The sequence below is a fragment of the Komagataeibacter sp. FXV3 genome (genome assembly GCF_015155755.1).
Lineage (GTDB): Bacteria > Pseudomonadota > Alphaproteobacteria > Acetobacterales > Acetobacteraceae > Komagataeibacter.
The window spans coordinates 1-24,229 of the sequence record NZ_VWPI01000157.1; the positions used below are offsets into that span (position 1 = coordinate 1).

Here is a 24,229-nt window from a genome sequence, read left to right on the forward strand (position 1 = left end):
GCTACGGCGGGTGCTGGCGGCGGTGGCGGCGGCGCGTGGTTGAAGGCGTAGCGGACGCCCACGATGAACTGGTGGTTGAAGCGATGGTCGTAGCTCAGCGTGCGATCGCCGCCGCCTGTCTGGTTGATATTGCCCATGGCGAAGGATTCCACCTGTCCGATCATGCGGTATTCGGTGGTCATCTGCAGGCCGGGTACGCCGGGGATGTCATAGGCGGCACCCACGATGCCCTGATAGGCGAAGCTGCCATTCGTGCCGTTCTGGCGTATGTTCAGGCTGCTGGTGATGGGGGTGCTGGCATCCACGTTCTGCCACAGGTAACCGGCGCCGACACCGACGAAGGGTGTCACGGGCACGTCGATGTTGAACAGGCGCTTGAGGTCGATGTCATACAGCACGTTGACGAACCCGCCATAGGATCGGTCACTGCCGCTGGTCCTGCCGCTCTGGTGGCGTCCATCGCCCGTGGAGTCCCGATAGCCTGTCAGGGCGGACCAGTTGTAATCCCCTTCGATTTCGGCGCGCAGGCCGTTGCCGAAGCCCCAGCCGAACGTGGCAAATCCGGTCCAGCCGTCGCCATGTTCCATGCGTTCGCGTGAATGGGCTTCCTTCAGCAGCCGGGCATTATCCGATGCGTCAAGGTAACCATCGGTTTTCACGTTGTTTTCGTACTGGTTCCTGTCAAAGCCATGGGCATGCTGGGTCTGGGTCAGGTCGTAGCCGCCGCCAATATCGACATAGGGTCCTGTAATCGTTGTGGCCATGGCGGTGGCGAATGGCGCCGCGCCCAGTGCGGTCGCCAGTAATACCATGCGAAGACGCATATTCCCGTCCTTAAAGATACTCGATCAGACGCCTTCTTGTTTGTGGAGATGGGGGCATGTTCCACACTGGCCTGATGCATGTTGATACAGTTGGCCCGGGGGCCATTATCGCAATGCCAGCGGGAAGGGGCTTAGACGGGAATGCCGGGAAACCTGCCCGCACCTGTCCATGGCTGGATCGTTGTGCGGACCAAAGATTGAGATAGTATTAAATGCCCTTTCCCCATCGGATCGGTCGGAAAAGGGCGTTGTACAAATATCACATGGACAGATGCAGGATCAGGGCGTGCAGCCATCCGCGCGCAGCACGTCCAGCACGACATCATCGGGCACGTCACGGCAGGTGAAGGCCCGTCCAATGCCGCGCACCAGCACGAAGGACAGGCGGCCGTCGCGCATCTTCTTGTCGCGCTGCATGTTGCGCACCAGCTGGGCTGCGGAGAAATTCCGTCCCGTATCGCTGATTCGCGCGGGCATGGACAGCCGTTCAAGGTGACGGGTCACGCGGTCCAGGTCTTCCGCCGGGCAGTAGCCCAGCCGGACCGACAGCATGAACGCCAGCCGCAGGCCGATGGACACGGCTTCCCCATGCAGAAGGCTGCCATTGTACCCCATCTCGGCTTCCAGCGCGTGGCCGAAGGTATGGCCAAGGTTGAGCAGCGCGCGGCCATCGGCCTTGCGTTCCTCGCGCTCATCCGCAATGACCACCCGCGCCTTGAACGCGCAGGCCATGCGGATGGCTTCGGCCTGCATGGCCGGGTCGCCATCCAGCACGTCCGCCCCGTGGCGTTCGCACCAGTCGAACAGGCCGGCATCCCCCAGCAGCCCCGACTTGACGATTTCAGCATAGCCCGCGCGCAATTCACGTACCGGCAGGGTGGCAAGGGCGGAGGTATCGGCCAGTACCGCGATGGGCTGGTGGAACGCGCCCAGCAGGTTCTTGCCGAACGGGGTGTTGATGCCGGTCTTGCCACCCACGGACGAATCCACCTGCGACAGCAGCGTGGTGGGGATCTGCACGAAGGGCAGGCCACGCAGCGTGGTCGCGGCACAGAAACCGGCCAGATCCCCCACCACGCCACCGCCCAGCGCCACGACCGTGGTGCCGCGTTCGACATGCGCCTCCAGCAGGGCGTTGGTCACGCGTTCATACATGCCAATGGTCTTTGAACTCTCCCCGGGGGGAATGGTGATGACTTCGGCGCGGATCCCGGTTTCCTCCAGCCCTTCCAGCAGGCGGGGCAGGTGCAGGGGGGATACGGTTTCATCCGTCAGGATCATCACGCGCTTCTGCGGCAGGACGGGGGCCAGCAGCGCACCCGCGCGCCGGATCACGTCGGGACCAATCACGACATCATAGCTGGCGCGGTCCAGCCGTACGGGCACCCGCAGCGGCTGCTGGTTATGTTTCAGGGCCTGCATGACACGGTCGGCGCTGTGTTCCACGTTGTCGTCTCCACAATCCACGATGATATCGGCTTCGGCATAGACCGGATGGCGCAGTCGCATGAGATCCGCCAGCACCGCATGCGGGGATGTTGCGTTCAGCAGGGGCCGGTGCGTGCGGTCGGCCACGCGCTGCAGCAGCACCGGCAGCGGGCAGCGCAGCCAGATGGAAATCGCGTGTTCGCGTACGCCCGCACGCGTGCGGGAATCCATGAATGCCCCCCCGCCCGTCGCCAGCACCACGGGGGGGCCGGACAGCAGGCGGCGGATGACCAGACGTTCACCGCGCCGGAATTCGGGTTCGCCATATTTCTGGAACAGGTCTGCGATGGTGTAGCCGGCCGCCCGCTCGATTTCCTCATCCGAATCGACAAAGGGCACACCCAGCCGTGCGGCGAGGATGCGCCCGATCGTCGTCTTGCCCGCCCCCATAAGCCCGACCAGCACGATGGTGCGTCCACTGCCCGGCTGCCGTGGCATGGCGGGGCCAACGGCATTGAGGTCAAGCGGTATGGCGAGCGATGAGGCGGCCGGTGTGGGCCGGTCGGGGGGAATCTGGCGTGACATGCCGGACAACCTAACATACAGCAGGATGGAACCGGTAGAGTCCGCGCCTGGGTCCCGCCATGCGCGTGAAAATGTGTCACCGGCCCGGTCATGTGTCACCGGGTATGCTGGATATGGAAAGCGGTTGGATGATCCGTATTGTTATTGCCGTCATAGGCGTCCTGGTCGTGTGCGCGGTGGGGGGATTCTTCTCCCTCGGCGCCTTTCCGCCTGCGCTGGTGCAGCAGGATGTGCACAGGGATATTGCTTTCGCCGCCCCCGTGGCGGCGGCCCCTGCGGCGCTGGGCACGCCTGCCCCCCTGCCGGTGGCGCCGCTGGCCCCGGTGGCGGGGTCAGCGCCTGCTCCCACGCGGTAAGCAGCAGGCCACGACATGGCCGGGGATGGGGTTGACGCCTTTCTGGAAATGCAGGCGGCCGAGCGTGGGGCGGCGCTGAACACCATCAGCGCCTATGCCCGGGATCTTGGGGACATGATGCAGGCCCTGCACGCGGGTGGCGTCTCTGCCCTTGATGCGGGGGAGGGCGACCTGCGCGACTACCTGTCGGGACTTGCGCGGCAGGGACTGGCCCCACGCACGCAGGCCCGCAGGCTGTCCTGCCTCAAGCAGTATTTCCTGTTCCTGGCCCGTGAGGGACTGCGGCCCGACAATCCTGCTGCCCTGCTGGAAGCCCCGCGCCTGGACACGCCCCTGCCACGTTTCCTGTCGGAGGCGGAGGTCACGGTGCTGCTGGCCGCGTGTGAACCTGAAGCGGACGCGACACCCGCGCGCAGGCGCAGGCTGCTTATGGCGCGGGCGGCGCTGGAAATGCTGTACGCATCGGGCCTGCGCATATCCGAACTGCTGTCACTGCCGCGCCGTGCGCTGGATGCCGCACCCGGCATGATGCTGGTGCGCGGCAAGGGCGGGCGTGAACGCATGGTGCCCATGTCCGCCCGTGCCCGCGCCGCCGCGCGCGCATTGATGGAACTGGATGCGGGGCGGAAAAGCCCATACCTGTTTCCCGGCCGGGGGGCGGCGCGGCCCATGACGCGGCAGGGCTTTGACCGGATCATGCATGATGTGGCGCTGCGGGCGGGGCTGGACCCGCAACGGCTGTCGCCCCATGTGCTGCGGCATTCCTTCGCAACACACCTGCTGGCGCATGGGGCGGACCTGCGGGCGCTGCAGGTGCTGCTGGGCCATGCCGATATCGCCACGACCCAGATCTATACCCACGTGATGCTGGACCGCCTGCGTGACGCCGTGGCGCAGCATCATCCGCTGTCGGCAATGCATGACGCGGCGGCGACATAGACAAAAATGCATGGCAGGGCGGATTCCCTGCGTGAAAATGTTTGGCTGGCGTGCAGGCTGTGCTATCGGCAGCGCATGCGCCAGTTTCTAGATTTCGAAAAGTCGGTCGCCGAACTTGAGAACAAGATCGACGAGCTTCGCAGGATGTCCGGTCCGGACGGGATCAACATTGCCGAAGAGATCACCCGGTTGAGCGAAAAAGCCGACCGGCAGTTGCGTACGGCCTATGCCAAGCTGACGCCATGGCAGAAGGTGCAGGTGGCCCGCCATGCCCAGCGCCCGCATACGCTTGATTACATCAATGCGCTGATTGCGGAATTCGCGCCGCTGGCCGGTGATCGCCTGTTTGGTGATGACAAGGCCATCATTGGCGGCGTCGGCCGGTTTAAGGGTACGCCCGTGGTGGTGATCGGGACCGAACGCGGGGCCGAGATCGAAACGCGGCTCAAGCACAATTTCGGCATGGCCCGGCCTGAAGGCTATCGCAAGGCGCAGCGCCTGATGAAGCTGGCCGGGCGATTCGGCCTGCCGGTCCTGACCTTTATCGACACATCCGGCGCATGGCCGGGCATTGATGCGGAAGCGCGCGGTCAGGCGGAAGCCATCGCGCGCTCCATCGAAACCTGCCTGAGCGTGCCGGTGCCGGTAATCGCCACCGTTATTGGCGAAGGTGGCTCCGGCGGGGCCGTGGCGCTGGGCGCTGGCGACCGGGTGATGATGCTGGAACACGCCATCTATTCCGTGATTTCGCCAGAAGCCTGTGCCTCCATCCTGTGGCGTGATCCCAAGCAGGCTTCCACGGCGGCGGATGCGCTCAGGCTGACGGCGCAGGACCTGCTGCAGTTGCGGCTGATCGACCGGATCATTCCCGAACCGCTGGGCGGCGCACAGCGTGAACCGGCTGCCGCGATTCGCGCGGTGGGGGACGCCATTGCGGCCGAACTGCCCGGATTGCAGGCCAAGGACCCTGTGCTGCTTAAGGCGCAGCGGCGTGAGAAATTCCTGGCCATGGGGCGTGACGCCGTCGCCTGAACTGCGACAACCGTGCGGCTGAAAAGGTAATGAAAGTTTTTTGGGTGCCGCCTTTTTTCAAAAAGGCGGCATTCCTGAAACGTCTTTCAAAAAAGCGCTGCCAGACGCGTTCCTTTTGATGTGCGGGACGCGGTATGGCAGGCTTCACGTCTTCGACGGCTCACCCGCCTGCGGGGTAAAGCCCAGGCGTTCGATCAGGTCACGTACGGCGCTGGATGCGGCCTTTACACCTTCCGCGTCGGTTCCCTTGCACAACAGGCACACGCCCCGGCTGCTTTCATCAAGGCGGTAGGGATAGGACCCGATGTCGATGTCGGGATGGCGCTGCTGTATCATTTCCAGACCGGCGGCCAGACTGCCTTCATACAGGCCATTGGCATGCCATGCCTCTGACACGACCGGCGTGCCGTGGGGCAGGGTGGGCAGCACTTCCTCAAACATCGCGCGCATGATGCGGGGCACGCCCGCCATGACATGGACATTGCCCATGGTGAAGCCGGGCGCGACGGAAACCGAATTGCGGATGGGCACCGCACCCTGCGGCATCGTGGCCATGCGCTGGCGGGCGGCGTTGAATTCGGCGGGTGTGAAATGCGCTTCAAGCAGGCGGAACGTCTCGGGGTGGTGGACCCATGGCACGCCAAACGATTCCGCGACGCAGGCGGAGGTGATATCGTCATGCGTCGGCCCGATACCGCCGGTAGTAAAGACATTGTCATAGGCGGCGCGGGCTTCGGTCACGTTGCGCACGATGACGGTGCGGATATCCGGTATGATCCGGACCTCGCTCAATGTAATGCCGGTTTCAGACAGGCGGCGGGCAATATACTGCACGTTTACGTCCTGTGTGCGACCGGACAGGATCTCATTGCCTATGACCAGCAGGCAGGCGGTGGGGTTCATGATGCATGTTTCCACTAGGTTGTGGGTAGGGACCTTTCCCGCCACCCTATAACGACAGCCTACCTACCGGAAGGAGAAGCCATGAATACGGCAGCAATGCCATACCTGCACTGTGTATGGGACATCCGGGCACAACTGGGCGAAGGTCCCGTGTGGTCCATGCGCGAACAGGCACTTTATTTTGTCGATATCGTCGGGCAGGCCATTCACCGCTTCCATCCCGCCAGCGGGGCACGCGCGTCATGGTCCACGCCGCAGCGCCCCGGTTTTGTTACGCCGGTCAGTGACGGCACGCTTATGTGCGGACTGAAGGACGGATTGTACAGCCTGGATCCCACCAGCGGTGAATTTCACAGGGACGTCGCGGTTGAACCTGGCCTGCCGGGTAACCGGATCAATGACGGCTGTGTCGATTCGAAGGGACGGCTGTGGTTCGGCACCATGGATGATGGCGAAAGCACGCCCAGCGGCGCGCTGTATTCCGTGACCCGCAGGACGGACGGGCTGGATGTGCTGCGTCATGATGAAGGGTATATTGTCACCAACGGTCCCGGTATTTCCCCCGACGGGCGGCGGCTGTACCATAACCATTCCCCCGCCGGGATCATTTACGTATTCGATCTGGCGGATGATGGCACCCTGTCGAACCGGCGTGTCTTCGCGCGTCTCAGTGACGGCTATCCCGATGGCGTGGTGGTCGATAGCGCGGGCACGTTATGGGTTGGCGTGTGGAACGGCGGACGGATTGCACGGTTCAGGCCCGATGGCACGGCCCTGCCATCCATTCCCGTGCCCGGGGCGCTGAATGTGACCAAGGTGGCCTTTGGCGGTCCGGACCTGCGCACGGCCTATATCACCACCGCACGCAAGAACATGTCCCCTGAACGTCTGGCGCGGATGCCGCAGGCGGGCAGCCTGTTCAGTCTGTCTGTCGATGTACCGGGACAGGAGCCGGTTGCATTTCCCGCTACTGAAGTCGATGCCATGCATGGCATGACGCTGGGGCGGGACTGATCATGCCGCGCGTAGTGGGGCATCCCGCACCTTTATGATTTGCAGGTTGCTTCCCGCAGTCTTTTACAGCAGATCCTGCAACAGCGGGATCAGGGGCCGGTCGGCATCGGGCATGGGGTAATCCCGCAGGTCGCTGGCCGCCACCCATTTCAGGGTCTGTCCTTCGCGCGGGGTCGGCGTGTTTTTCCACCGATGGCAGACATAAACGGGCATGAGCAGGTGAAAGTGCCCGTAATCGTGGGAAACGAAAGTGAACGGCGCAAGGCAGGAGCGCGCGACATCCAGCCCCAGCTCCTCATCCAGTTCGCGGATCAGGGCCTCTTCGGGCGTTTCCCCCGCCTCGACCTTGCCGCCGGGGAATTCCCACAGACCCGCCATGGACTTGCCTTCAGGCCTGCGGGCCAGCAGCACGCGGGTATCCGAATCCACCAACGCCACGGCCGCCACCAGTACGACCTTGCGGGTGCTGTCTGCCGCCTGGGCCATTTCCTCGGCCATTGCTTCCCCCGACAGGTCGGCATGGCGTGCTTCGAACAGGCGGACGGGATATTCCCCCCCGCGTGAGACGAATTCCTGCGATCCCGTCCCGTTTTCCCGAAAACCGATCCGCTTCAGCACCGCGATGGATGCATGATTGTCGTGTGCAGCAGATGCCGTAAGGCGGTCCACCGGCAGGTTGGCCAGCGCCCAGCGCGCCAGTCGGCCCGCCGTGGTGGTGGCGACCTTGCGGTTCCAGTGCGCCCGGCCCACCCAGTAACCCAGCGAACAGGACCGGTCGGCGGCGTTGATGCGCAGGCCGAGGCACCCGATCAGCGAATCCGGCTGGTCGGAGCCCGGGCATGTAATGGCGAAATGATAGGCTTCGCCACGCTGGGACTGTTCGATGGTGGCAGCGATCCAGTTCTCGGTCAGCGCCAGCGAATACGGGAACGGAACGCGGCTGAGCATCCGCACCACGCTCCAGTCATTGATCAGCCTGTGCATGGTGCCCGCATCAGATGTGCGGACTTCACGCAGGCGGTATTCCCCGGCATCCAGTAAGGTGCCCGAACCATGTAATCCCTGCACGCTCATACGGGCAGGGTACCTCTGGCGACCGGGGCCGGGGCATCCTGTCCGGCCGGTAGCCCGCATTCCACCAGCAGTTCGCGCAGGTTGCATATGACCGGGAAGATTTCCTGGTTCCGGTCCCCACCCTGTTCGTACCAGGCGTTCTGTTCCAGCTCCACGATTTCACGATCCTCACGGAAGATCCGTTCGGTAAATGCGGTCAGGAACGGCCATGCCAGATCCAGTACGCCCGGAATGCCCGGTCGCTTGATCGACAGCAGCCCGAAAACCCGGTTGGTCAGTTCCGCCTCATCCTGTGGCACGTAGGCGATCCACAGGTCCATGACCGGGGCATTGTCGCCTGTCTGGATATGCAGTGTCTGATAGGGATAGGTCGTGCGGATGGTCATGACGTCGCGATGGGCGAATTTTTCGCTGTTGTCGCGCTTCTGGCCAAAGATCAGCGCCTCGCCAATCGGCTGCTTGCCACTGGTACGCGCGAAGCTGTAGCGCGCTTCCACCAGTCCGGGACCACGTTCCTGCCCCAGGAAACGGGGCTTCATCTGGCCCATCTGCTTCATGTGCATGAACTGGTGGTTCATATCCATCAGGTTCTCATGCATGAAACTGTAGTGGCAGTGCACAAGCTGGCCGAAGCGGCGGGTCTTGTACGCCGGGTTGGCCACTTCCGCCAGGCGGGGGAAGGGCGTTGTTTCCGCCTTGGCCGCATCTCCGGGGAAAATGAAAATCAGGCCATCGACTTCCCGCACGGGATAGGTGCGTACCCCGTTGGGCAGCTTGCCCTTGCCCAGATAGGGGACGTCAATGCAGCGCCCCGACCGGCCATAGGCCCAGCCATGGTAACAGCACTGGACCGATTCGCCCTTGACGGTGCCCTTGCTCAGCGGGACCTGGCGGTGCGCGCAGCGGTCTTCCAGCGCGAACACGCTGCCGCCTTCCTTGGGGCGGACAAGGGCGATGGGCTGCCCGGCATAGCGGGTGCCTATGGTTTTGCCTGGCTTCAGCTCCCGCGACCAGGCGACGGGGTACCAGAAATCGGGGTTGGCACGAATTCGGCGCAGGTCCCGCCCGGTGACCGGGGCGGAAGACTGCATGCTGTCAGGCGATAACGACTGATCCATTGTCTCTCTTGACTGTTAACAGGGCATGGCAGCCGGATGTGCCATGGGACAGGATACCGGTCACATGCCGGAAGGGAGTGCACGTCCGACCTGTATCGTGCCGCCATGGCGATATTAAGGATGTTTTTTAGCCTCAGGGCAAATGGTTCAGCGCCATAATGTTTTGTAATATATTGCTGCCTCATCCCTTGGCCGCCTTCCCGCTGCTGCCATGGTGGTTGATGGTGACGCCAGCATGGCAGGCAGGACATGGATCAATCCATGTTATGGATCATGGTCGGGTGGAAAGTTCCGCGCTCAGGTCTTCAATGAACTGGAACGCGACACGGCCCGACCGGCCACCGCGGGACAGCGACCACGCATTGGCCCGCCGGGTCAGGTCTGCATCCGTGATCGGCAGGCCACGCTCCCTGGCATAGGCACGGACCATGTCCATGAAGGTGTCCTGCGCGCAGTTGTGGAATCCGATCCACAGGCCGAAACGGTCGGACAGCGAGACCTTTTCCTCTGTCGCTTCGGCCGTGTTGATGGCGGTCGAACTTTCGTTCTCGATCATCTCGCGCGGCATCAGGTGGCGGCGGTTGGACGTGGCGTAGAACAGCACGTTCTGCGGCCGCCCGGCGATCCCGCCATCCAGCACCGATTTCAGGGCCTTGTAATCCGCATCTTCACGCTCGAACGACAGGTCATCGCAGAAAACGATGAAGCGACGCGGGCTTTCGCGCAGCAGCGCCAGCAGGTCGGGCAGGGTGGACAGGTCCTCGCGCTGGATTTCAACCAGCACCAGCCGTCCCTTGCCTGGCGCGGCGGGCCTGCCGTCCACCAGGTTCGCCTGCGCGTGCGCCGCCTTGACCAGTGACGACTTGCCCATGCCGCGCGCGCCCCACAGCATGGCGTTGTTGGCGGGCAGGCCGCCTGCGAAATGCAGCGTGTTGTCCAGCAGCATCTGCCGCTGGCGGTCGATGCCCTGCAGCAGGGCCATATCCACATGGGCGACATGGGGTACGGCCGTCAGGCGGCCAAGGCCGGGATGCCAGATGAAGGCATCCGCCCGCTCCAGCCCCGCAAGCGAGGGGGCAGGCGGCGACAGCCGTTCAAGGGCCGCGGCAATGCGTTCGAGAAGGGGAAGGGCGTTGCTGTCCATCGTCGTTCCTGATTCCAGCATGACTGTGTGCGATGGCATATGCCACCAGGCGATCCGGAGCGCGTTGGCCAGCAGGGGCAGGCGAACGCCTTGACGGGAAACAGGCGAAAACTATGGTCCGCATGGCAAACCCGCAACCCGTTCAATTCCTCATTATGCCGGAAAGATCATAATGCCTTCTATTATCAATGATTTGCTGACCACACCCGCCCATGCCCAGTCGGCTGGCGGCGGCCTGCTGAGTGGCGACGGCATCATGGCCGTGCTGCCGTATGTGGCCATGTTCGCCATTTTCTATTTTCTGCTGATCCGCCCACAGCAGGTCAAGCAGAAGCAGTTGCGCAATCAGCTTGCCAGCCTGCGCCGGGGCGACCGGGTGCTGACGGCGGGCGGCATTATTGGCGTGGTGCAGAAAGTACAGGCGGAATCGAACGAGGTCGAAGTCGAGATCGCGCCGGGCGTGCGTGTGAACGTGCTGCGTGACACCATCGGTTCGGTCATCACCAGCGCGGGCACGCCCGCCAATGATTCCACCCCCGACAAGCCGGCAAAGAACGGCTGATGCCCTTTATCCCCGCCTGAGTGCCGACGGGGGTGAACTTCCCCCGCATTGTGCCGTTGCTTACTGTAACATCAGGAGTAGGCATGATGCACAGGCAGCCTGGCGACGCAGAGACTGGCCCCACCATCCGGCATGGGCCGGCCCTGCGGGGGCGTGCGGGGTTGATCGGTGGTCTTGCTGCGCTGTCGGGTATCCTGTTCGGGCTTGATACGGGTGTCATGTCCGGTGCGCTGGACCTGATCAGTCAGGAATTCATCCTGTCGGATTTCCAGCGCGAATCCATGGTGGGCATCATGCTGCTCGGCGCGGCGATGGGCGTGCTGGGGGCTGCATGGCTGTCGCACCGGATCGGGCGCAAGCGCACGCTGGTGCTGACGGCGGGACTGTTCGTGATCGGTCCCCTGTTATGTGCCGAATCCACGTCCTACCGCACGCTCATGCTGGCGCGGCTGATGCTGGGACTGGCGACGGGGGCGACCACGTTCGCCACGCCGCTTTATATCGCCGAAATTGCCGATTCCGGGCGCCGGGGCGCGATGATACTGGGCTATCAGCTCATGATTTCATGCGGGTTGCTGGCGGCGTTCGTGTCCGACGGGCTGTTTTCCTATTTTGGCGGATGGCGGTGGATGCTGGGTGTGGTGGGTTTTCCGGGCCTTGTCTTCATGATGGGGGTCCTGTTCCTGCCACCCAGCCCGCGCTGGCTGCTGGCGCAGGGGCGCGAGCGTGACGCCCGCCGCGTGTTGATCGAACTGCGTGGCCTGCCCCGGCTGGTCATGGCCGAACGCAACGCCATCATGGCCCGTCTGGCTGCGCGCCGCGACGGGATCGGCAGTTTCATGAAGGATTCGAACTGCCGCCGGGCCATGTGGCTGGCGGTGGGGCTGCAGGTGGCACAGCAGTTTTCCGGCATCAACGCAGTGCTGTATTACGCGCCTTATATCATCGGGCTGGTGGGGTACGGCCATTATGTGCAGGTGTGGGGGCCGGTCGGGATCGGGATCATCAACCTGCTGTCCACCTGTATCGCCACGACCTGCGTGGACCGGATCGGGCGCAGGCCCATGCTGATCGGCGGTTTTGCGGTCATGGCGCTGGCCATGGCGGGGCAGGCAGCCGTGGTGGCGGGTGGCATGCCGCCCATGCCGGGCATGCGGCTGCTCATGGGGGTGTTCATGCTGCTGTTCGTCGCGGCGTTCGCATTCGCGGCAGGGCCGCTGACGTGGCTGATCTGTGCCGAAATCCTGCCGCTGCGAGGTCGTGAATTCGGCATGGCGTGTTCTACCTGCGCCAACTGGATCGCCAACATGCTGGTCAGCGCCACGTTCCTGACCGGGCTGGAAATCTTCGGGGCGGAGCGGGTGCTGTGGGGCTATGCCGGGCTGAATGCGGTGTTCATGGTCATGGTGGCGCTGCGTGTGCCCGAGACACGTGGCATGACGCTGGAACAGATCGAGGTGGAACTGATGCGCGGCACCCCGTTGCGGGCGCTGGGTACGCGGGCGCATTCCTCCGGGGTGTGAAGCGCACACCATGACCCGGTACGCAAAAAACCCGGCGCAAGGCCGGGTTTTTCGGTCTGTTACCTGAAACCAGGCAATCAGGCGGACTGGAGCTGTGCTTCGGCGAACTCATAGTTGGCCAGCTTGTCCAGGTAGTTGGTGATGTAGTCGGGGCGACGGTTGCGGAAGTCGAGGTAGTAGGAGTGTTCCCACACATCCAGACCCAGCAGCACCTTGCCCTGGCCTTCGGCCAGCGGGTTGGAGCCGTTGGCGGTCTTGGTCACCTTCAGCTTGCCATCGGAACCCAGCACCAGCCATGCCCAGCCCGAGCCGAACTGCGATGCGGCGGCTGCCTTGAAATCGGCCTTGAACTTTTCAATGTTGCCGAAATCCTCGACCAGCTTCTTGGACAGGGATGAGGGGATCTCGCCGCCCTTGGGGGCCAGGTTCTGCCAGAACAGGATGTGGTTCCAGTGCTGTCCCGCATTGTTGAACACGGGCGCCATGTCGGGCTTGCCCTTGACCATGAGGATGATTTCCTCAAGCGACTTGCCCTGCAGTTCCGGCTTGGATTCGACAAATCCGTTCAGCGCCGTCACATAGGCCTGATGGTGCTTGTCATGATGCAGTTCCAGCGTTTCCTGGCACATGCCACGGTTGGCAAGGGCATTGTAGGCGAAGGGAAGGGACGGCAATTCGAAAGCCATGAACATTCTCCTGGGAATTGCAAGGAGCGGCATGAAGCCGCCATACCAAGATTGCTATGGGTGTGGAGCGGGTGCGTCAAGTGACGGTCATATGAACACCCCCCTGCCACGCCTTGGGGAGCAAACGCCATGACGGGGCGGATGGATGCATCCTCCCCGGCGACGGGGGGCGTGTCGTTCCTGCATGATGCGCGCCGGGCGGACCCCGACCGCTTTTTCTGCGCCCTGTTCATGCCGTCCGCCGCGCGCATGGCGGCCATGGTGCTGATCGCCTTCAACCATGAATGCACGCGGGCGGTGGCGACGCCTGCGTCATGGGCGGTAGCGGGGCCGATGGCGGGCCTGATCCGGCTGCAGTGGTGGCGTGACGTGCTGGAAAGCGGCAATGCGCAGCGCCACGACACGGCGGCGGCGCTGCTGGACCTGATGGCGCGGGGCACGGTGCGGCGCGAGACGCTGGAGGGCATCATCATGGCACGCGAATGTGAACTCGACGGCCTGCCCGACCGGGCAGCATGGCAGGCATCCATGCTGGATGGCGCGGGCGGGGTACAGGTCGCCATGGCGCAGGCGGCGGGGTTTGCCGATCCCACGCTGCTGGCGCGCATACGTCTTATGGGCGGGATTTACGCGGTGGGGGCGCTGGTGCGCCATCTACCCGCCGTACTGCGCACGGGGCGCTGTCCCTTGCCCGAGGATGCGCTGGCGGTGGAGGGGCTTACGCGCGATGGCCTGCGCACCGGACAGGCCTCGCCCATCCAGATCGCTGCCCTGCGTGACGGGTTGCGCCAGCAGGGACGGGAATGGCTGGAGATGGTGCGGGAGGGACCACGCCTGCCCCGCGCGGCCCTTGCCGCCGGGCTGCCCGCTGCCCTTGGCCTGCGCGACATGCGCGGGCATGTGGGGGGTGATGGGGATGCGTCCCCCCGTGGGGTGGGCGACCGGCTGGCGGTTATGGGCGCGCTGTTGCGCGGGTGGGTCTAGAACAGTCCGTTGCCACAAATAACGGAAGTTTTCGGGTGCCGCCTTTTTTCAAGAAGGCGGCGTCCTTCGCAGCTTTCTGCAAAAAAAAGATTCGCCAAAAACTTTTATTTTTTTCAGTGTGTTATGGCGTATTGGCCACCATGCTTTCCATGACGGCGAACAGGGCGGAATAATCCTCGTCCGGGTGGCGGCGGCGTGTCAGCGACAGGCTCTGGGTTGCAGCCGACATGGCGGGCAGGGGGGCTGTCTGTCGGGCCGCGTCGGTCATGAGCAGGCGCATGTCCTTCTGCATGAGGCGGGCGGGAAACTGCGGGCTGAAATCCCCCGCCTTCGCTGCTTTCAGCTTGCGCTTGTGGTGGGGTGAGATCACCGGCACCTCATCCAGCGCGTCAAACAGCATGTTCCGGTCCAGCCCGGATGCCAGCCCGTAGGTGACGCCTTCCGCCACGACTGCAAGGCTTGCCCCCATGATGCCATTGATGACCAGCTTCAGCTTGGACCCGCTGCCTGCAGGCCCTGCATGGATGGTCAGGCGGCCAATGGCGTCAAACACACCTTGCGCGCGGCTGATATCGGCCGCCGTGCCACCGGCCAGCACGATCAGGTTGCCCGATTCCGCTTCCGGCGTGCTGCCGGCTACGGGCGCGTCGATGACGGCGATGCCGCGTGCATGTCCCGTCCGCGACAGGGCTACGGAGGTCTCGGGTGCGACCGTGCTGGTGTTGACCAGCAGGCCACCGGACTTCATGCCTGCCAGCACGCCGTCGGGACCGTTCATGGATTTGTCCAGTGCCTCGTCATCCGGCACGCAGGCCACGACAATATCGGCTTCCTGCGCCAGCGCGCGGGGGGTGGGCAGGAAGCGGGTGCTGCCATCGCCGCCCCTGCCCGACGGGGTATAGGCCACGATCCGGTAGCCAGCCTTGACCAGATTGGCCCCCATGCGGGACGCCATGGCCCCAAATCCGACAAAACCGATCAGTGGAGTGGTGGACATGCGGCTTCTCCTTGCCTGTTGCGCAATGGCCCATGGGCCGATGCCTGAATGTGGGCAATAGCATGCACGACGTCACGCCCCGATGCCGCGCGGCGGCCATGCCTCGCATAAAGATGATGGCGGAAGGTGGCGGGGTCCTGTGGCATCACGTGGCCATACCCTGTCCGCCACGGGAAGGAGCCATGATGCGCAGCCTGCATTTTTTTGACGACCTTGCACAAAGCCTTGCCGACCACCCGCCCATGGCGCTGGGAGTGGTCTATCCCTGCAGCGTGCCCGCGTTGCAGGCGGCGTCCGAAATTGTGCAGGCGGGTCTGGCCACGCCTGTGCTGATCGGCCCCGCCAGGCGGATTGACCAGATGGCGCAGGGTGCGGGCATCACGCTGTCTGGCTGCCGGATCGTTGACGTGCCCACCGATGGGGACGCTGCCCGCGTAGGCGTGGGCATGGCGCATGAAGGCACGGTTGCGGCGCTGATGAAGGGATCGCTGCATTCGCGCATCTTCCTGCATGAACTGGGACACCATGAAGGCGGCCTGCGCACGACCCGGCGCATGAGCCATGTCTATGTCCTTGATGCGCCACAGGCCCCGCGCGTGCTGCTGGTGACGGACGGGGCGGTGAACATTGCCCCCGACCTCGAAGCCCGGCGCGATATCGTCCAGAACAGCATCGACCTTGGCCATATGCTGGGTATGGCGCAGCCAAGGGTGGCGGTCCTGTCGGCGGTGGAGATGGTCAATCCGGACCTGCCATCGACGCTGGATGCGGCCATATTGTGCAAGATGGCCGAACGCGGCCAGATTACCGGTGCGGTGCTGGACGGCCCGCTTGCGCTCGATAATGCCGTCAGTCCCGAAGCCGCGCGCTGCAAGGGCGTAGTCTCCCCCGTGGCGGGACAGGCGGACATACTGGTGGTGCCCGACCTTGAGGCCGGGAATATTCTGGCCAAGCAGATGACCTTCATTGGCCAGGCGCGGGCGGCGGGCATTGTCATGGGCATGCGCGTGCCGGTGATCCTGACCAGTCGCGCCGACCCCGTGCCGGTGCGCGTGCTGTCATGCATGGTGGCGGCAGTCATGATCCGGCAGGGTTACGGCGGGAATCCGGTGGCCAGCATGGATCAATGCGGATGACGGTCCCGTGTGATGCGTGTAAGGAAGGGCAGCCCGCTCGCGCGATGTTGTCCATGCGGGCCGGTGGCGTTTTCCCGCCGGTGGACACGGCACGAACCGTGACGTCCGGCCCCCGCGTGCCGGTACGGGTTGCCTTCCTCGCGCAGAGATGATGCCCCGCCCTGGCGCACATGGTGGCAAGGAAAGGGCTGACGACTGCCCGGCCGGTGGGGCCACGCCCCGTGTGCCGGTGACTGACATGAACGTGCAATCAGGCCGGGTTCCCCGCGCCACCGGGTGGCTGCCCGGTCCAGCCGATGAACAGCCACGCAGCGGGTTTCCGATGCCGATCCGGAGAATGCCATGACCTCGAATCCCTCCTCTGCCGCTTCCACCTATGATGTGGTCCTGATTGGCGGCGGAATCATGAGTGCAACGCTGGGCGCGCTGCTGCGCCAGCTTGAACCGGGCCTGTCCATCGCCCTGTTCGGGCGGCTGGATGACGTGGCGCTGGAAAGTTCCAATGGCTGGAACAATGCCGGCACCGGCCATTCCGCCCTGTGCGAACTGAATTACACGCCGCTGCGCCCCGACGGGGTGGTGGATATTTCCAAGGCCGTGAACGTCAATGAAGCCTTTCAGGTTTCACGTCAGTTCTGGTCCTATCTGGTGGAATCGGGGCAGATCGCCTCGCCGCGCGATTTCCTCAATCCCATTCCGCACATGAGTTTCGTCTGGGGACCGGAAAATGTCGATTTCCTGCGCAGGCGCCATGCGGCGCTGCAGGAACATCCGCTGTTTGAGGGCATGTCGCTGTCAACCGATGATGGGCAGCTGCGCCAGTGGATGCCGCTGGTCATGCAGGATCGCAAGCCGGGACAGCCGTTGGCCGCCACATGGCACCCGGCGGGCACGGATGTGAACTTTGGCGCGCTGACCCATCGCCTGATCGACCTGCTGCAGGGCAAGCCGGGCTTTGACCTCAACCTTGCGCATGAGGTGGAAGACCTCAAGCCTGCGGGCAGCAACGGGTGGGATGTATCCGTCCGCGCCATGCATGGCGGTGGCGAGCGCAGGGTGCGCGCCAAATTCGTGTTCATTGGCGCAGGCGGCGGCGCGCTGCACCTGCTGCAGAAAAGCGGCATACCCGAAGCCCGTGGCATTGGCGGTTTTCCCGTCAGTGGCCAGTTCCTGCGCTGCACCAACCCCGAAGTGGTGCAGCAGCACCATGCCAAGGTGTATGGCAAGGCATCGGTCGGCGCGCCGCCCATGTCGGTGCCGCATCTGGATACGCGCGTGATCGATGGGCAGCGTGGCCTGCTGTTCGGTCCGTATGCCGGGTTCTCGACCAAGTTCCTCAAGCAGGGGTCGTGGCTGGACCTGCCGCGGTCCATCCGCATGGACAATCTCGGGGCGATGCTGGCTGTGGCGCGCGACAACATGCCTCTGACCAAATACCTGATCCAGCAGGTCATGCAGTCCAGCGAGGACCGCCTGAAGGCGCTGCGTGACTTCGTTCCCACCGCGCGCAAGGAAGACTGGGAACTGATCACCGCAGGCCAGCGCGTGCAGGTCATCAAGAAGGATGCCAAGCGCGGCGGCGTGCTGCAGTTCGGCACCGAAGTGGTGACCGGAGGGAACGGGTCGATCGCGGGCCTGCTGGGCGCATCGCCCGGTGCCTCCACGGCGGCGCCGATCATGCTGACGGTGCTGCAGCGCTGCTTTGGCGATCGCCTGCCGCAGTGGGAATCCCGCCTGCGTGAAATGATTCCGTCCTATGGCACCAAGCTGGGGCAGGATGCGGCCCTGTGTGCGCAGGTGCGCGAACGCACGCGCACGGCATTGCAGCTGGACGGCTGAACCGGATGAAAAAACCCCGCCCGGCCATGATCTGGCGGGCGGGGCGGGATCTGTCTCAGTCCTCGTCGTGTTCGCTCATCTGGTCGGCGGGATGGCGCACCGGTGGGGCGGCATTGCGCGGTGGCCGGTTTTCGATGTGGCGGCGCATGAAGTGGGTTGCGATATCCGCCAGTTCAATGAACTGGTCCGCCTGACGGCGCAGTTCGTCACCGATCAGCGGCGGCGAGGTCTTGATCGAGCCGACCACGGTGGTGCGCACGCCCTGGCGCTGCATGGATTCCAGCAGGCGACGGAAATCCGAATCCCCGCTGAACAGGACGGCGTGGTCGATGTGCGGGGCCATTTCCATCATGTCCACCGCCAGTTCCACATCCATGTTGCCGCGCACGCGGCGGCGGCCGTTATGGTCAATGAACTCCCGCGCGTTCTTGGTCACCAGTGTGTAACCGTTATAGACCAGCCAGTCGGTCAGTGGCTTGAGGGGTGAATATTCCTCGGTATCCAGGACGGCGGAATAGTAATAGGCACGCAGTACATTCGACTTGGAACGGAAAAACTGCAGCAGCTTGCGATAATCGACCTCAAATCCAAGATTGCGGGATGCGGAGTACAGGCTGGTGCCGTCTATAAAAAGACAAAGCCGCTCCTGAGATTGAAAAAACATTTATGGTCTGTCCCTGAAACAAAAAAAGTGAATGCGTTACAGCCGTGTCAAATTTTGCATTGCATGTATTCTGCAGCGCAGTGAAAGTTGTCTGGCAGAAATGAACCCTGCATATATAGAAGCCACATCCTTTCCGGAAGTTCCCCATGCGGGGATTACTAACCGACAGCAACCGCCCCGGACACTGTTTTTACATGACAATGCTGCAATCTGCGCCCATTTCTGGTGATATAACAATTGCGGTAGGTGCCAATCTGCCACGCGAAAGTGGTGAAACTGCGGCCGATACCTGCCTGTGGGCGGTGGATCAGCTTGCCCGCCTGCCTGGTCTGTCGGCGGTGGCGGTTTCGCGCTGGTATGAAAGTGCCCCGGTGCCGCCTTCAGGCCAGCCACCCTATGTGAACGGAGTCGTGCGCCTGTCGGGTCGGGTGGACCCGGCATGGCTGCTGGCGCGCCTGCATGAAATTGAGGCCGCGGCCGGACGCAGGCGCACGGTGGCCAATGCCGCCCGCCCGCTGGACCTTGACATCATCACCATGGGCGACCTTGTCCGCGCCAGCCCCGATCCGGTTGTGCCGCACCCGCGCGCGACCGGGCGGGCTTTCGTGCTGCTGCCGCTGCGTGATGTCATGCCGGACTGGCGCGACCCGGTGACAGGGCAGGGGATCGACGCCTTCCTGCCCGCTGTCGCGGGACAGGACATTGCGCCCATGGCCGCGCGGGTGGACTGAAATGCTTGCATCAGGACAGGGGCGGGGGTAGTAAGGTAAATTCTGATCAACACAACCAATTAACAACCGGAGTTCAGGCCTGATGGCACGCGTCACTGTCGAGGACTGCGTTGAGCGGGTTCCCAATCGTTTTGAACTGGTGCTGCTGGCGGCCCAGCGCGCACGCGCCCTGTCCCGTGGCGAGGAAATGACGATTGACCGCGATAACGACAAGAACCCCGTTGTCGCCCTGCGTGAGATCGCGGACCAGACCGTCAGTCTGGACCAGATCCGCAGCGACCTTGTCCGCTCGCTGGCCCGCGCGCCGGAGCCGGAGCCTGCCGATGAGGAAGTGGTCGACCTGATCCCGACCGAGCAGAACATCTTCGGCCTGCAGGATGTTTCGGCCGAGGAAGAGGCACGCAATGCCAGCGGCGGCATGTCGGCTGAAGAACTTGAGGCCTCGGTTGAGGCGGCCCTGAGTGGACGGGGCCGGTAACATCTGACGAAGGGGTGGAAGGTGACTGACCCGGTCAGATCGGAAACGACATCTTCCTCCATGCCCGTGCCGGTCACGGGCGGAGTGACGGCAGGCGCTGCCGCCCTTCCCGCCACGCGGGGGGAAGGGGAACGCGCGGTTTCATGCGACGGCCTGATCCGTCGCGTGCTGGCGTATGATCCCGGCGCCGATACGGACCTGATCCGCCGCGCGTTTGACGTGGCGAAGGCCGCCCATGCGGGGCAGGCGCGCGATAACGGCGATCCCTACATTACCCACCCGCTGGCCGTCGCCAACATACTGGCGGGCTTTCATCTTGATACCGCCTCGATCATCACGGCGCTGCTGCATGACACGATCGAGGATACGGGTGTCACCCAGCAGCAGTTGCGCAGCGAATTCGGCAATACCGTTGCCGAACTGGTGGATGGCGTCACCAAGCTGACACGGCTGGAACTGCAGTCGGACCGTACCAAGCAGGCGGAAAACTTCCGCAAGCTGGTGCTGGCCATGTCGCGCGATATCCGCGTGCTGCTGGTCAAGCTGGCCGACCGCCTGCACAACATGCGCACGTTGCATTACGTGCAGCGTCTGGACCGACGCCAACGCATCGCGCGCGAAACCATGGAAATCTACGCCCCCCTTGCCGGCCGTATCGGCATGGACAAGGTGAAGGTGGAACTGCAGAACCTGTCGTTCGCGGCCCTTGAGCCCGAGGCGATGGCGACCATCCGCGCGCGCCTGAACTACCTGCGCGGGCAGGGCGCGGATGTGATCGAGGAAATCCGCCGCGAGCTGCAGGCCCTGTGCGCGCAGGCCGGGCTGGAAGGCGTGGAGGTGACGGGGCGCGAAAAGACGCCCTATTCCATCTGGGAAAAGATGCAGCGGCGCAATGTCGCCTTTGAACAGCTGTCCGACATCATGGCGTTCCGCATTCTCGTGCCATCACGCGAAGCCTGTTACGTGGCGCTGGGCGCGGTGCATGCTGCCTATCCGGTCATTGCCGGGCGGTTCAAGGACTATATCTCCACTCCCAAGGCCAATGGTTACCAGAGCCTGCATACCGGCGTGACCCTGCGTCATCCGCGCAACCAGAAGATCGAGGTCCAGATCCGTACGCCGGAAATGCATGACGTGGCCGAAAACGGGGTCGCGTCCCACTGGCTGTACAAGCAGTTGCCCGATGCCGCGACGGGCAGGGAGACCAAGGGCGTCGTCTCCGGCCTGCGTTGGGTGCAGGATTTGCTCGACATCCTTGAGGACTCGGCGGCGCCTGATGAGTTCCTCGAGAACACCAAGCTCGAACTCTATCAGGACCAGGTTTTCTGCTTCACGCCCAAGGGGCAGCTGATTTCGCTGCCGCGTGGGGCGACGCCGGTCGATTTCGCCTATGCCGTGCACAGCCAGGTGGGCGACAGCTGCGTTGGCGCGCGTATCAATGGCCGTCTCATGCCGTTGCGCCATGAACTGCAGAATGGGGACCAGGTCGAGATCATGACCGCGCGCGGGGGCACGCCCTCGCCGTCATGGGAACGCTTTGTCGTCACCGGCAAGGCGCGTGCGCGTATCCGCCGCCATGTGGCGCTGCAGCAGCGCGAGGCCCATCTGGAAAGTGGCCGCGTGGCGCTGGCCAAAGCCTTCCGGCAGGAAGGCGTGGACGGGTCGGAAAAGGTGCTGGACAGCCTGCTCAAGGACCTGCGGATGCAGTCGGTGCCCGACCTGTACGTGGCGGTGGGCAACGGCAACCAGTCCGCGCGTGAAGTTGTGCAGCTGGCCTATCCCGAACTGCGTCGCGCGCCGCGTGCGCCACGCATGGTGCCAGGGCTGTCCATGCGTGCGCCCATGGCGACCCCCGGCGGGGCGGCAGGGCGGCGCAAGCCAGCCGCGGGCATGGCGCTGGCGGGCGTGGGTGCTGGCATGGCGGTGCATTTTGCCGGGTGCTGCCACCCGCTGCCGGGTGACCGGATCGTGGGCATCGTGTCCACCGGCAAGGGGATCACGGTGCATACGCTGGGGTGCCAGACGCTGGAAAGCTTTGCCGCAACCCCTGAGCGGTTCATGGACCTGGACTGGGATTACGACCTCATCGCGCGCCATGCCACCGGCCATTATATCGGGCGGCTGAGCGTGGTGACGGCCAACGAACCGGCCATGCTGGCGACGCTGACCAATATCGCCGCCAAGCATGAAGGGGTGCTGGTCAACCTGCGTATCGTCAACCGCCAGCTTGAATTCATGGAAATCCTTGCTGATATCGAGGTACGGGACCTGCGGCACCTGACCGCCATCATGGTGGCGCTGCGTGCCGCCCGTGGGGTGGTACAGGTCGAGCGGGCCAGGGGCTAGGCCATGCTGATCGGCATCGGGTCCGACCTGTGTGATGCAAGGCGGATTGAAACCGTCCTGTCGCGACATGGGACACGGTTCGAGCAGCGGGTCTTTACCGCGCCCGAACGCGCCGCCGCCGCGCGCAGGCAGGGAACCGCGCGGCTGGGGACCTATGCCAAGCGGTGGGCGGCAAAGGAAGCCTGTGCCAAGGCGCTGGGCACAGGCTTTGCACAGGGCGTGTTCCATCGTGACATGGGGGTTGAAAACCTGCCCACGGGCCAGCCGGTCATGCGGCTGGCAGGCGGGGCGCTGGCGCGGCTGGATACATTGGTGCCGGACGGACATGTGGCACGGATTTTCCTGACCATGACCGATGAACATCCCTATGCCTTCGCGCAGGTCATGATCATGGCGGAAAAGGCCGGCGGATCCTGATCGCCTGTCACGCCCGCATGGGCAATGCTTGACAGGTGGGGGGTGCGCGGGCTTGATCCGCACGTTATTCGTCCGGCACTGCCTGTCCGGTCGATGCCAGATCCGGATTGAAGAACAAGTATGCCAATGGACGATAACAAGACGATTTCCCCCCCATCGGGACCAGACGCGGCGCGTCGGGACGGTGGCCTGCTGGACCTGGTGCGCACCGTCGTGATTGCCGGGGTTCTGGCCATCAGCGTCCGCACGGTGCTGTTTGAGCCGTTCAACATCCCGTCCGGGTCCATGATCCCGACCCTGCAGGTCGGGGATTATGTGTGGGTGGCCAAATACAGCTACGGCTATTCGCGCTATGCGCTGCCCGGTTCGCCCAACCTGTTCGAGGGGCGGATCTTCAACAGTTCCCCGCACCGTGGCGATGTGGCGGTGTTCCGTTTCACCAAGGACACGTCCATCGACTACATCAAGCGTATCGTCGGCCTGCCCGGTGACACGGTGCAGATGCGCGAAGGCAAGCTGTTCCTGAACGGGCAGCAGGTCCCGCGTGAGCCGGAAGGCGAATATACTGCGATAGACGAACATCGCACCCATATGGATGGCGAACGGTACCGTGAAATCCTGCCCGGCAGTGGCGGCCATGGACCTGTTGCCCATGACATCCTGAAACTGACGGATGAAGGGGGCAAGAACGACACCCCGGAATACGTCGTGCCGCCGGGCTATTTCTTCGCCATGGGCGACAACCGCGATGACAGCGCCGACAGCCGCTTCATGGGGGATGAACCGCAGGACCTTGGTTTCGTTCCAATGGAAAACCTGGTGGGGCAGGCCAAATGGATCTTCATGTCCGTCGATAATGCCCATCCATTCTGGCAGGTCTGGTACTGGCCGGTCGAAATCCGCTGGAACCGCCTGTTCATGGGGATTCACTGATCATGGAGGCCGAACGCGTGCCCGCGGCGGAAATCACCCGGCTGGAGGCATGTCTGGGATATCATTTCACGCGGGCCGACCTGCTGTTGCGCGCATTGACCCATCGTTCCGCAGCGCATGAGCGCAATGGTGGCCGTCGGGCGCGGCAGAGCGTGGCGAAGCGCGGGGTCGGGTCCAACGAACGGCTGGAGTTCATAGGCGACCGGGTGCTTGGCCTACTCATGGCCGAATGGCTGCTGGAACGCTTCCCCGATGAGCAGGAAGGCGCGCTGGGTCCCCGTCACGCGCATCTCGTCTCCCGCACGGTGCTGGCGCAGGTGGCCCATGTCATGGGGCTGCAGTCGGCGCTGGACGTGGCCGAGCACGAGGCCCGCGCGGGCGTGCGCCAGATGGCCAACGTGCTGGCCGATGCGGTTGAGGCCATACTGGGCGCCATGTACCTGGATGGCGGGCTGGACCCCGCCCGCGCCTTCGTGCGGCGGATGTGGAATGAATCCATCGTGGCCCAGGCCCGCC

General features: G+C 63.9%; 25 protein-coding genes. 15 read left to right on the plus strand and 10 right to left on the minus strand.

All coding sequences use genetic code 11. The annotated features are described in order from the left end of the window. The coding region (locus tag F1542_RS14380; RefSeq protein WP_193733634.1) for an outer membrane protein at window positions 1-824 on the minus strand (824 nt) is incomplete at its 3' end. A 279-nt stretch (window positions 825-1,103) separates the two neighbouring features. Beyond that, window positions 1,104-2,837 (minus strand): 3-dehydroquinate synthase, encoded by a 1,734-nt coding sequence (gene aroB, locus F1542_RS14385; protein WP_193733635.1) that lies wholly within the window; start codon window positions 2,835-2,837, stop codon window positions 1,104-1,106. Window positions 2,838-2,965: 128 nt separating this feature from the next. On the opposite strand from aroB, the gene F1542_RS14390 reads away from it, so the two are divergent. The 3 genes from F1542_RS14390 to F1542_RS14400 all read left to right on the plus strand — a co-directional run bounded on the left by F1542_RS14390 (window position 2,966) and on the right by F1542_RS14400 (window position 5,164). Continuing rightward, window positions 2,966-3,193: a hypothetical protein gene (locus F1542_RS14390; protein ID WP_227672759.1), complete on the plus strand. Its 228-nt coding sequence runs from the start codon at window positions 2,966-2,968 to the stop codon at window positions 3,191-3,193. A gap of 15 nt (window positions 3,194-3,208) precedes the next feature. Next, entirely contained in the window at window positions 3,209-4,132 is a 924-nt protein-coding gene (locus F1542_RS14395) for a tyrosine recombinase (protein ID WP_193733637.1), read from the plus strand. A gap of 75 nt (window positions 4,133-4,207) precedes the next feature. Then, the gene (locus F1542_RS14400) at window positions 4,208-5,164 is read left to right on the plus strand and encodes an acetyl-CoA carboxylase carboxyltransferase subunit alpha (RefSeq protein WP_193733638.1); all 957 of its coding nucleotides are present in this window, start codon (window positions 4,208-4,210) and stop codon (window positions 5,162-5,164) included. Window positions 5,165-5,308: 144 nt separating this feature from the next. Here the strand turns inward: F1542_RS14400 and F1542_RS14405 are convergent, their stop codons facing one another. After that, window positions 5,309-6,067 (minus strand): molybdopterin-binding protein, encoded by a 759-nt coding sequence (locus F1542_RS14405; protein WP_193733639.1) that lies wholly within the window; start codon window positions 6,065-6,067, stop codon window positions 5,309-5,311. A gap of 96 nt (window positions 6,068-6,163) precedes the next feature. Between F1542_RS14405 and F1542_RS14410 the strand changes: the two genes are divergently transcribed. After that, a complete protein-coding gene (locus F1542_RS14410) occupies window positions 6,164-7,081 on the plus strand; it encodes an SMP-30/gluconolactonase/LRE family protein (RefSeq protein WP_193733655.1) in 918 nt (305 codons plus the stop codon). A gap of 63 nt (window positions 7,082-7,144) precedes the next feature. Here F1542_RS14410 and mutT read toward each other — a convergent pair whose 3' ends face one another. From mutT to F1542_RS14425, 3 genes are all read right to left on the minus strand, one after another. Beyond that, entirely contained in the window at window positions 7,145-8,155 is a 1,011-nt protein-coding gene (gene mutT, locus F1542_RS17415; protein ID WP_193733640.1) for an 8-oxo-dGTP diphosphatase MutT, read from the minus strand. Then, window positions 8,152-9,273, minus strand: coding sequence for an aromatic ring-hydroxylating dioxygenase subunit alpha (locus F1542_RS14420; protein WP_227672760.1), 1,122 nt, complete (start codon window positions 9,271-9,273; stop codon window positions 8,152-8,154). The genes mutT and F1542_RS14420 overlap by 4 nt, the downstream gene beginning before the upstream one ends. Before the next feature lie 271 nt (window positions 9,274-9,544). Then, the gene (locus tag F1542_RS14425; protein WP_193733641.1) at window positions 9,545-10,417 is read right to left on the minus strand and encodes an ATP-binding protein; all 873 of its coding nucleotides are present in this window, start codon (window positions 10,415-10,417) and stop codon (window positions 9,545-9,547) included. Window positions 10,418-10,589: 172 nt separating this feature from the next. Here F1542_RS14425 and yajC point away from each other — a divergent pair, with 172 nt between their 5' ends. Together yajC and F1542_RS14435 are read left to right on the plus strand one after the other, a co-directional pair. After that, the gene (gene yajC, locus F1542_RS14430) at window positions 10,590-10,979 is read left to right on the plus strand and encodes a preprotein translocase subunit YajC (protein WP_193733642.1); all 390 of its coding nucleotides are present in this window, start codon (window positions 10,590-10,592) and stop codon (window positions 10,977-10,979) included. 86 nt (window positions 10,980-11,065) lie between these two features. Continuing rightward, window positions 11,066-12,502 (plus strand): sugar porter family MFS transporter, encoded by a 1,437-nt coding sequence (locus F1542_RS14435; RefSeq protein WP_408886257.1) that lies wholly within the window; start codon window positions 11,066-11,068, stop codon window positions 12,500-12,502. Window positions 12,503-12,579: 77 nt separating this feature from the next. Here F1542_RS14435 and F1542_RS14440 read toward each other — a convergent pair whose 3' ends face one another. After that, window positions 12,580-13,188 carry a superoxide dismutase gene (locus F1542_RS14440; protein ID WP_193733644.1) on the minus strand — a complete coding sequence of 203 codons (609 nt, stop codon included), beginning with the start codon at window positions 13,186-13,188 and terminating at the stop codon, window positions 12,580-12,582. 129 nt (window positions 13,189-13,317) lie between these two features. On the opposite strand from F1542_RS14440, the gene F1542_RS14445 reads away from it, so the two are divergent. Further along, window positions 13,318-14,172 carry a squalene/phytoene synthase family protein gene (locus F1542_RS14445; RefSeq protein WP_193733645.1) on the plus strand — a complete coding sequence of 285 codons (855 nt, stop codon included), beginning with the start codon at window positions 13,318-13,320 and terminating at the stop codon, window positions 14,170-14,172. 121 nt (window positions 14,173-14,293) lie between these two features. Here the strand turns inward: F1542_RS14445 and F1542_RS14450 are convergent, their stop codons facing one another. After that, the gene (locus tag F1542_RS14450) at window positions 14,294-15,196 is read right to left on the minus strand and encodes an NAD(P)-dependent oxidoreductase (RefSeq protein WP_346011966.1); all 903 of its coding nucleotides are present in this window, start codon (window positions 15,194-15,196) and stop codon (window positions 14,294-14,296) included. A gap of 155 nt (window positions 15,197-15,351) precedes the next feature. On the opposite strand from F1542_RS14450, the gene F1542_RS14455 reads away from it, so the two are divergent. Beyond that, a complete protein-coding gene (locus tag F1542_RS14455) occupies window positions 15,352-16,305 on the plus strand; it encodes a bifunctional enoyl-CoA hydratase/phosphate acetyltransferase (RefSeq protein WP_193733647.1) in 954 nt (317 codons plus the stop codon). Here F1542_RS14455 and F1542_RS14460 read toward each other — a convergent pair. Next, window positions 16,293-16,649 (minus strand): hypothetical protein, encoded by a 357-nt coding sequence (locus F1542_RS14460; RefSeq protein WP_193733648.1) that lies wholly within the window; start codon window positions 16,647-16,649, stop codon window positions 16,293-16,295. The genes F1542_RS14455 and F1542_RS14460 overlap by 13 nt on opposite strands. On the opposite strand from F1542_RS14460, the gene F1542_RS14465 reads away from it, so the two are divergent. Further along, a complete protein-coding gene (locus tag F1542_RS14465) occupies window positions 16,648-18,144 on the plus strand; it encodes a malate:quinone oxidoreductase (protein WP_193733649.1) in 1,497 nt (498 codons plus the stop codon). The two genes, F1542_RS14460 and F1542_RS14465, sit on opposite strands and share 2 nt — an antisense overlap. Window positions 18,145-18,199: 55 nt before the next feature. Here the strand turns inward: F1542_RS14465 and F1542_RS14470 are convergent, their stop codons facing one another. Beyond that, on the minus strand, window positions 18,200-18,808 hold the full coding sequence (locus F1542_RS14470; protein WP_193733650.1) for an NYN domain-containing protein: 609 nt from the start codon (window positions 18,806-18,808) through the stop codon (window positions 18,200-18,202). A 194-nt stretch (window positions 18,809-19,002) separates the two neighbouring features. Between F1542_RS14470 and folK the strand changes: the two genes are divergently transcribed. The 6 genes from folK to F1542_RS14500 all read left to right on the plus strand — a co-directional run. After that, window positions 19,003-19,539 (plus strand): 2-amino-4-hydroxy-6-hydroxymethyldihydropteridine diphosphokinase, encoded by a 537-nt coding sequence (folK, locus tag F1542_RS14475; RefSeq protein WP_193733651.1) that lies wholly within the window; start codon window positions 19,003-19,005, stop codon window positions 19,537-19,539. 82 nt (window positions 19,540-19,621) lie between these two features. Next, the gene (gene rpoZ / locus F1542_RS14480; RefSeq protein ID WP_193733652.1) at window positions 19,622-20,017 is read left to right on the plus strand and encodes a DNA-directed RNA polymerase subunit omega; all 396 of its coding nucleotides are present in this window, start codon (window positions 19,622-19,624) and stop codon (window positions 20,015-20,017) included. 60 nt (window positions 20,018-20,077) lie between these two features. Continuing rightward, window positions 20,078-22,363, plus strand: a complete 2,286-nt coding sequence (locus F1542_RS14485; RefSeq protein ID WP_193733657.1) for a bifunctional (p)ppGpp synthetase/guanosine-3',5'-bis(diphosphate) 3'-pyrophosphohydrolase — start codon at window positions 20,078-20,080, stop codon at window positions 22,361-22,363. A gap of 3 nt (window positions 22,364-22,366) precedes the next feature. Beyond that, a complete protein-coding gene (gene acpS / locus F1542_RS14490; protein WP_193733653.1) occupies window positions 22,367-22,780 on the plus strand; it encodes a holo-ACP synthase in 414 nt (137 codons plus the stop codon). Between the two features lie 126 nt (window positions 22,781-22,906). Beyond that, the gene (lepB, locus tag F1542_RS14495; protein ID WP_193733658.1) at window positions 22,907-23,713 is read left to right on the plus strand and encodes a signal peptidase I; all 807 of its coding nucleotides are present in this window, start codon (window positions 22,907-22,909) and stop codon (window positions 23,711-23,713) included. Between the two features lie 2 nt (window positions 23,714-23,715). Continuing rightward, window positions 23,716-24,229, plus strand: a 514-nt coding sequence (locus F1542_RS14500; RefSeq protein WP_193733654.1) for a ribonuclease III family protein, incomplete at its 3' end; no start/stop codon positions are given.

Coding starts and splice junctions, on each gene's coding strand:
- mutT (WP_193733640.1), bottom strand. CDS start 8,155: ATGAGCGTGCAGGGATTACATGGTTCGGGCACCTTACTGGATGCCGGG.
- F1542_RS14425 (WP_193733641.1), bottom strand. CDS start 10,417: ATGGACAGCAACGCCCTTCCCCTTCTCGAACGCATTGCCGCGGCCCTT.
- lepB (WP_193733658.1), top strand. CDS start 22,907: ATGGACGATAACAAGACGATTTCCCCCCCATCGGGACCAGACGCGGCG.
- F1542_RS14485 (WP_193733657.1), top strand. CDS start 20,078: ATGCCCGTGCCGGTCACGGGCGGAGTGACGGCAGGCGCTGCCGCCCTT.
- yajC (WP_193733642.1), top strand. CDS start 10,590: ATGCCTTCTATTATCAATGATTTGCTGACCACACCCGCCCATGCCCAG.
- F1542_RS14390 (WP_227672759.1), top strand. CDS start 2,966: ATGATCCGTATTGTTATTGCCGTCATAGGCGTCCTGGTCGTGTGCGCG.
- aroB (WP_193733635.1), bottom strand. CDS start 2,837: ATGTCACGCCAGATTCCCCCCGACCGGCCCACACCGGCCGCCTCATCG.
- F1542_RS14440 (WP_193733644.1), bottom strand. CDS start 13,188: ATGGCTTTCGAATTGCCGTCCCTTCCCTTCGCCTACAATGCCCTTGCC.
- F1542_RS14460 (WP_193733648.1), bottom strand. CDS start 16,649: ATGGCATTCTCCGGATCGGCATCGGAAACCCGCTGCGTGGCTGTTCAT.
- folK (WP_193733651.1), top strand. CDS start 19,003: ATGACAATGCTGCAATCTGCGCCCATTTCTGGTGATATAACAATTGCG.
- F1542_RS14435 (WP_408886257.1), top strand. CDS start 11,066: ATGCACAGGCAGCCTGGCGACGCAGAGACTGGCCCCACCATCCGGCAT.
- F1542_RS14400 (WP_193733638.1), top strand. CDS start 4,208: ATGCGCCAGTTTCTAGATTTCGAAAAGTCGGTCGCCGAACTTGAGAAC.
- F1542_RS14455 (WP_193733647.1), top strand. CDS start 15,352: ATGATGCGCAGCCTGCATTTTTTTGACGACCTTGCACAAAGCCTTGCC.
- F1542_RS14470 (WP_193733650.1), bottom strand. CDS start 18,808: ATGTTTTTTCAATCTCAGGAGCGGCTTTGTCTTTTTATAGACGGCACC.
- F1542_RS14420 (WP_227672760.1), bottom strand. CDS start 9,273: ATGGATCAGTCGTTATCGCCTGACAGCATGCAGTCTTCCGCCCCGGTC.
- F1542_RS14465 (WP_193733649.1), top strand. CDS start 16,648: ATGACCTCGAATCCCTCCTCTGCCGCTTCCACCTATGATGTGGTCCTG.
- acpS (WP_193733653.1), top strand. CDS start 22,367: ATGCTGATCGGCATCGGGTCCGACCTGTGTGATGCAAGGCGGATTGAA.
- F1542_RS14410 (WP_193733655.1), top strand. CDS start 6,164: ATGCCATACCTGCACTGTGTATGGGACATCCGGGCACAACTGGGCGAA.
- F1542_RS14405 (WP_193733639.1), bottom strand. CDS start 6,067: ATGAACCCCACCGCCTGCCTGCTGGTCATAGGCAATGAGATCCTGTCC.
- F1542_RS14445 (WP_193733645.1), top strand. CDS start 13,318: ATGACGGGGCGGATGGATGCATCCTCCCCGGCGACGGGGGGCGTGTCG.
- F1542_RS14395 (WP_193733637.1), top strand. CDS start 3,209: ATGGCCGGGGATGGGGTTGACGCCTTTCTGGAAATGCAGGCGGCCGAG.
- rpoZ (WP_193733652.1), top strand. CDS start 19,622: ATGGCACGCGTCACTGTCGAGGACTGCGTTGAGCGGGTTCCCAATCGT.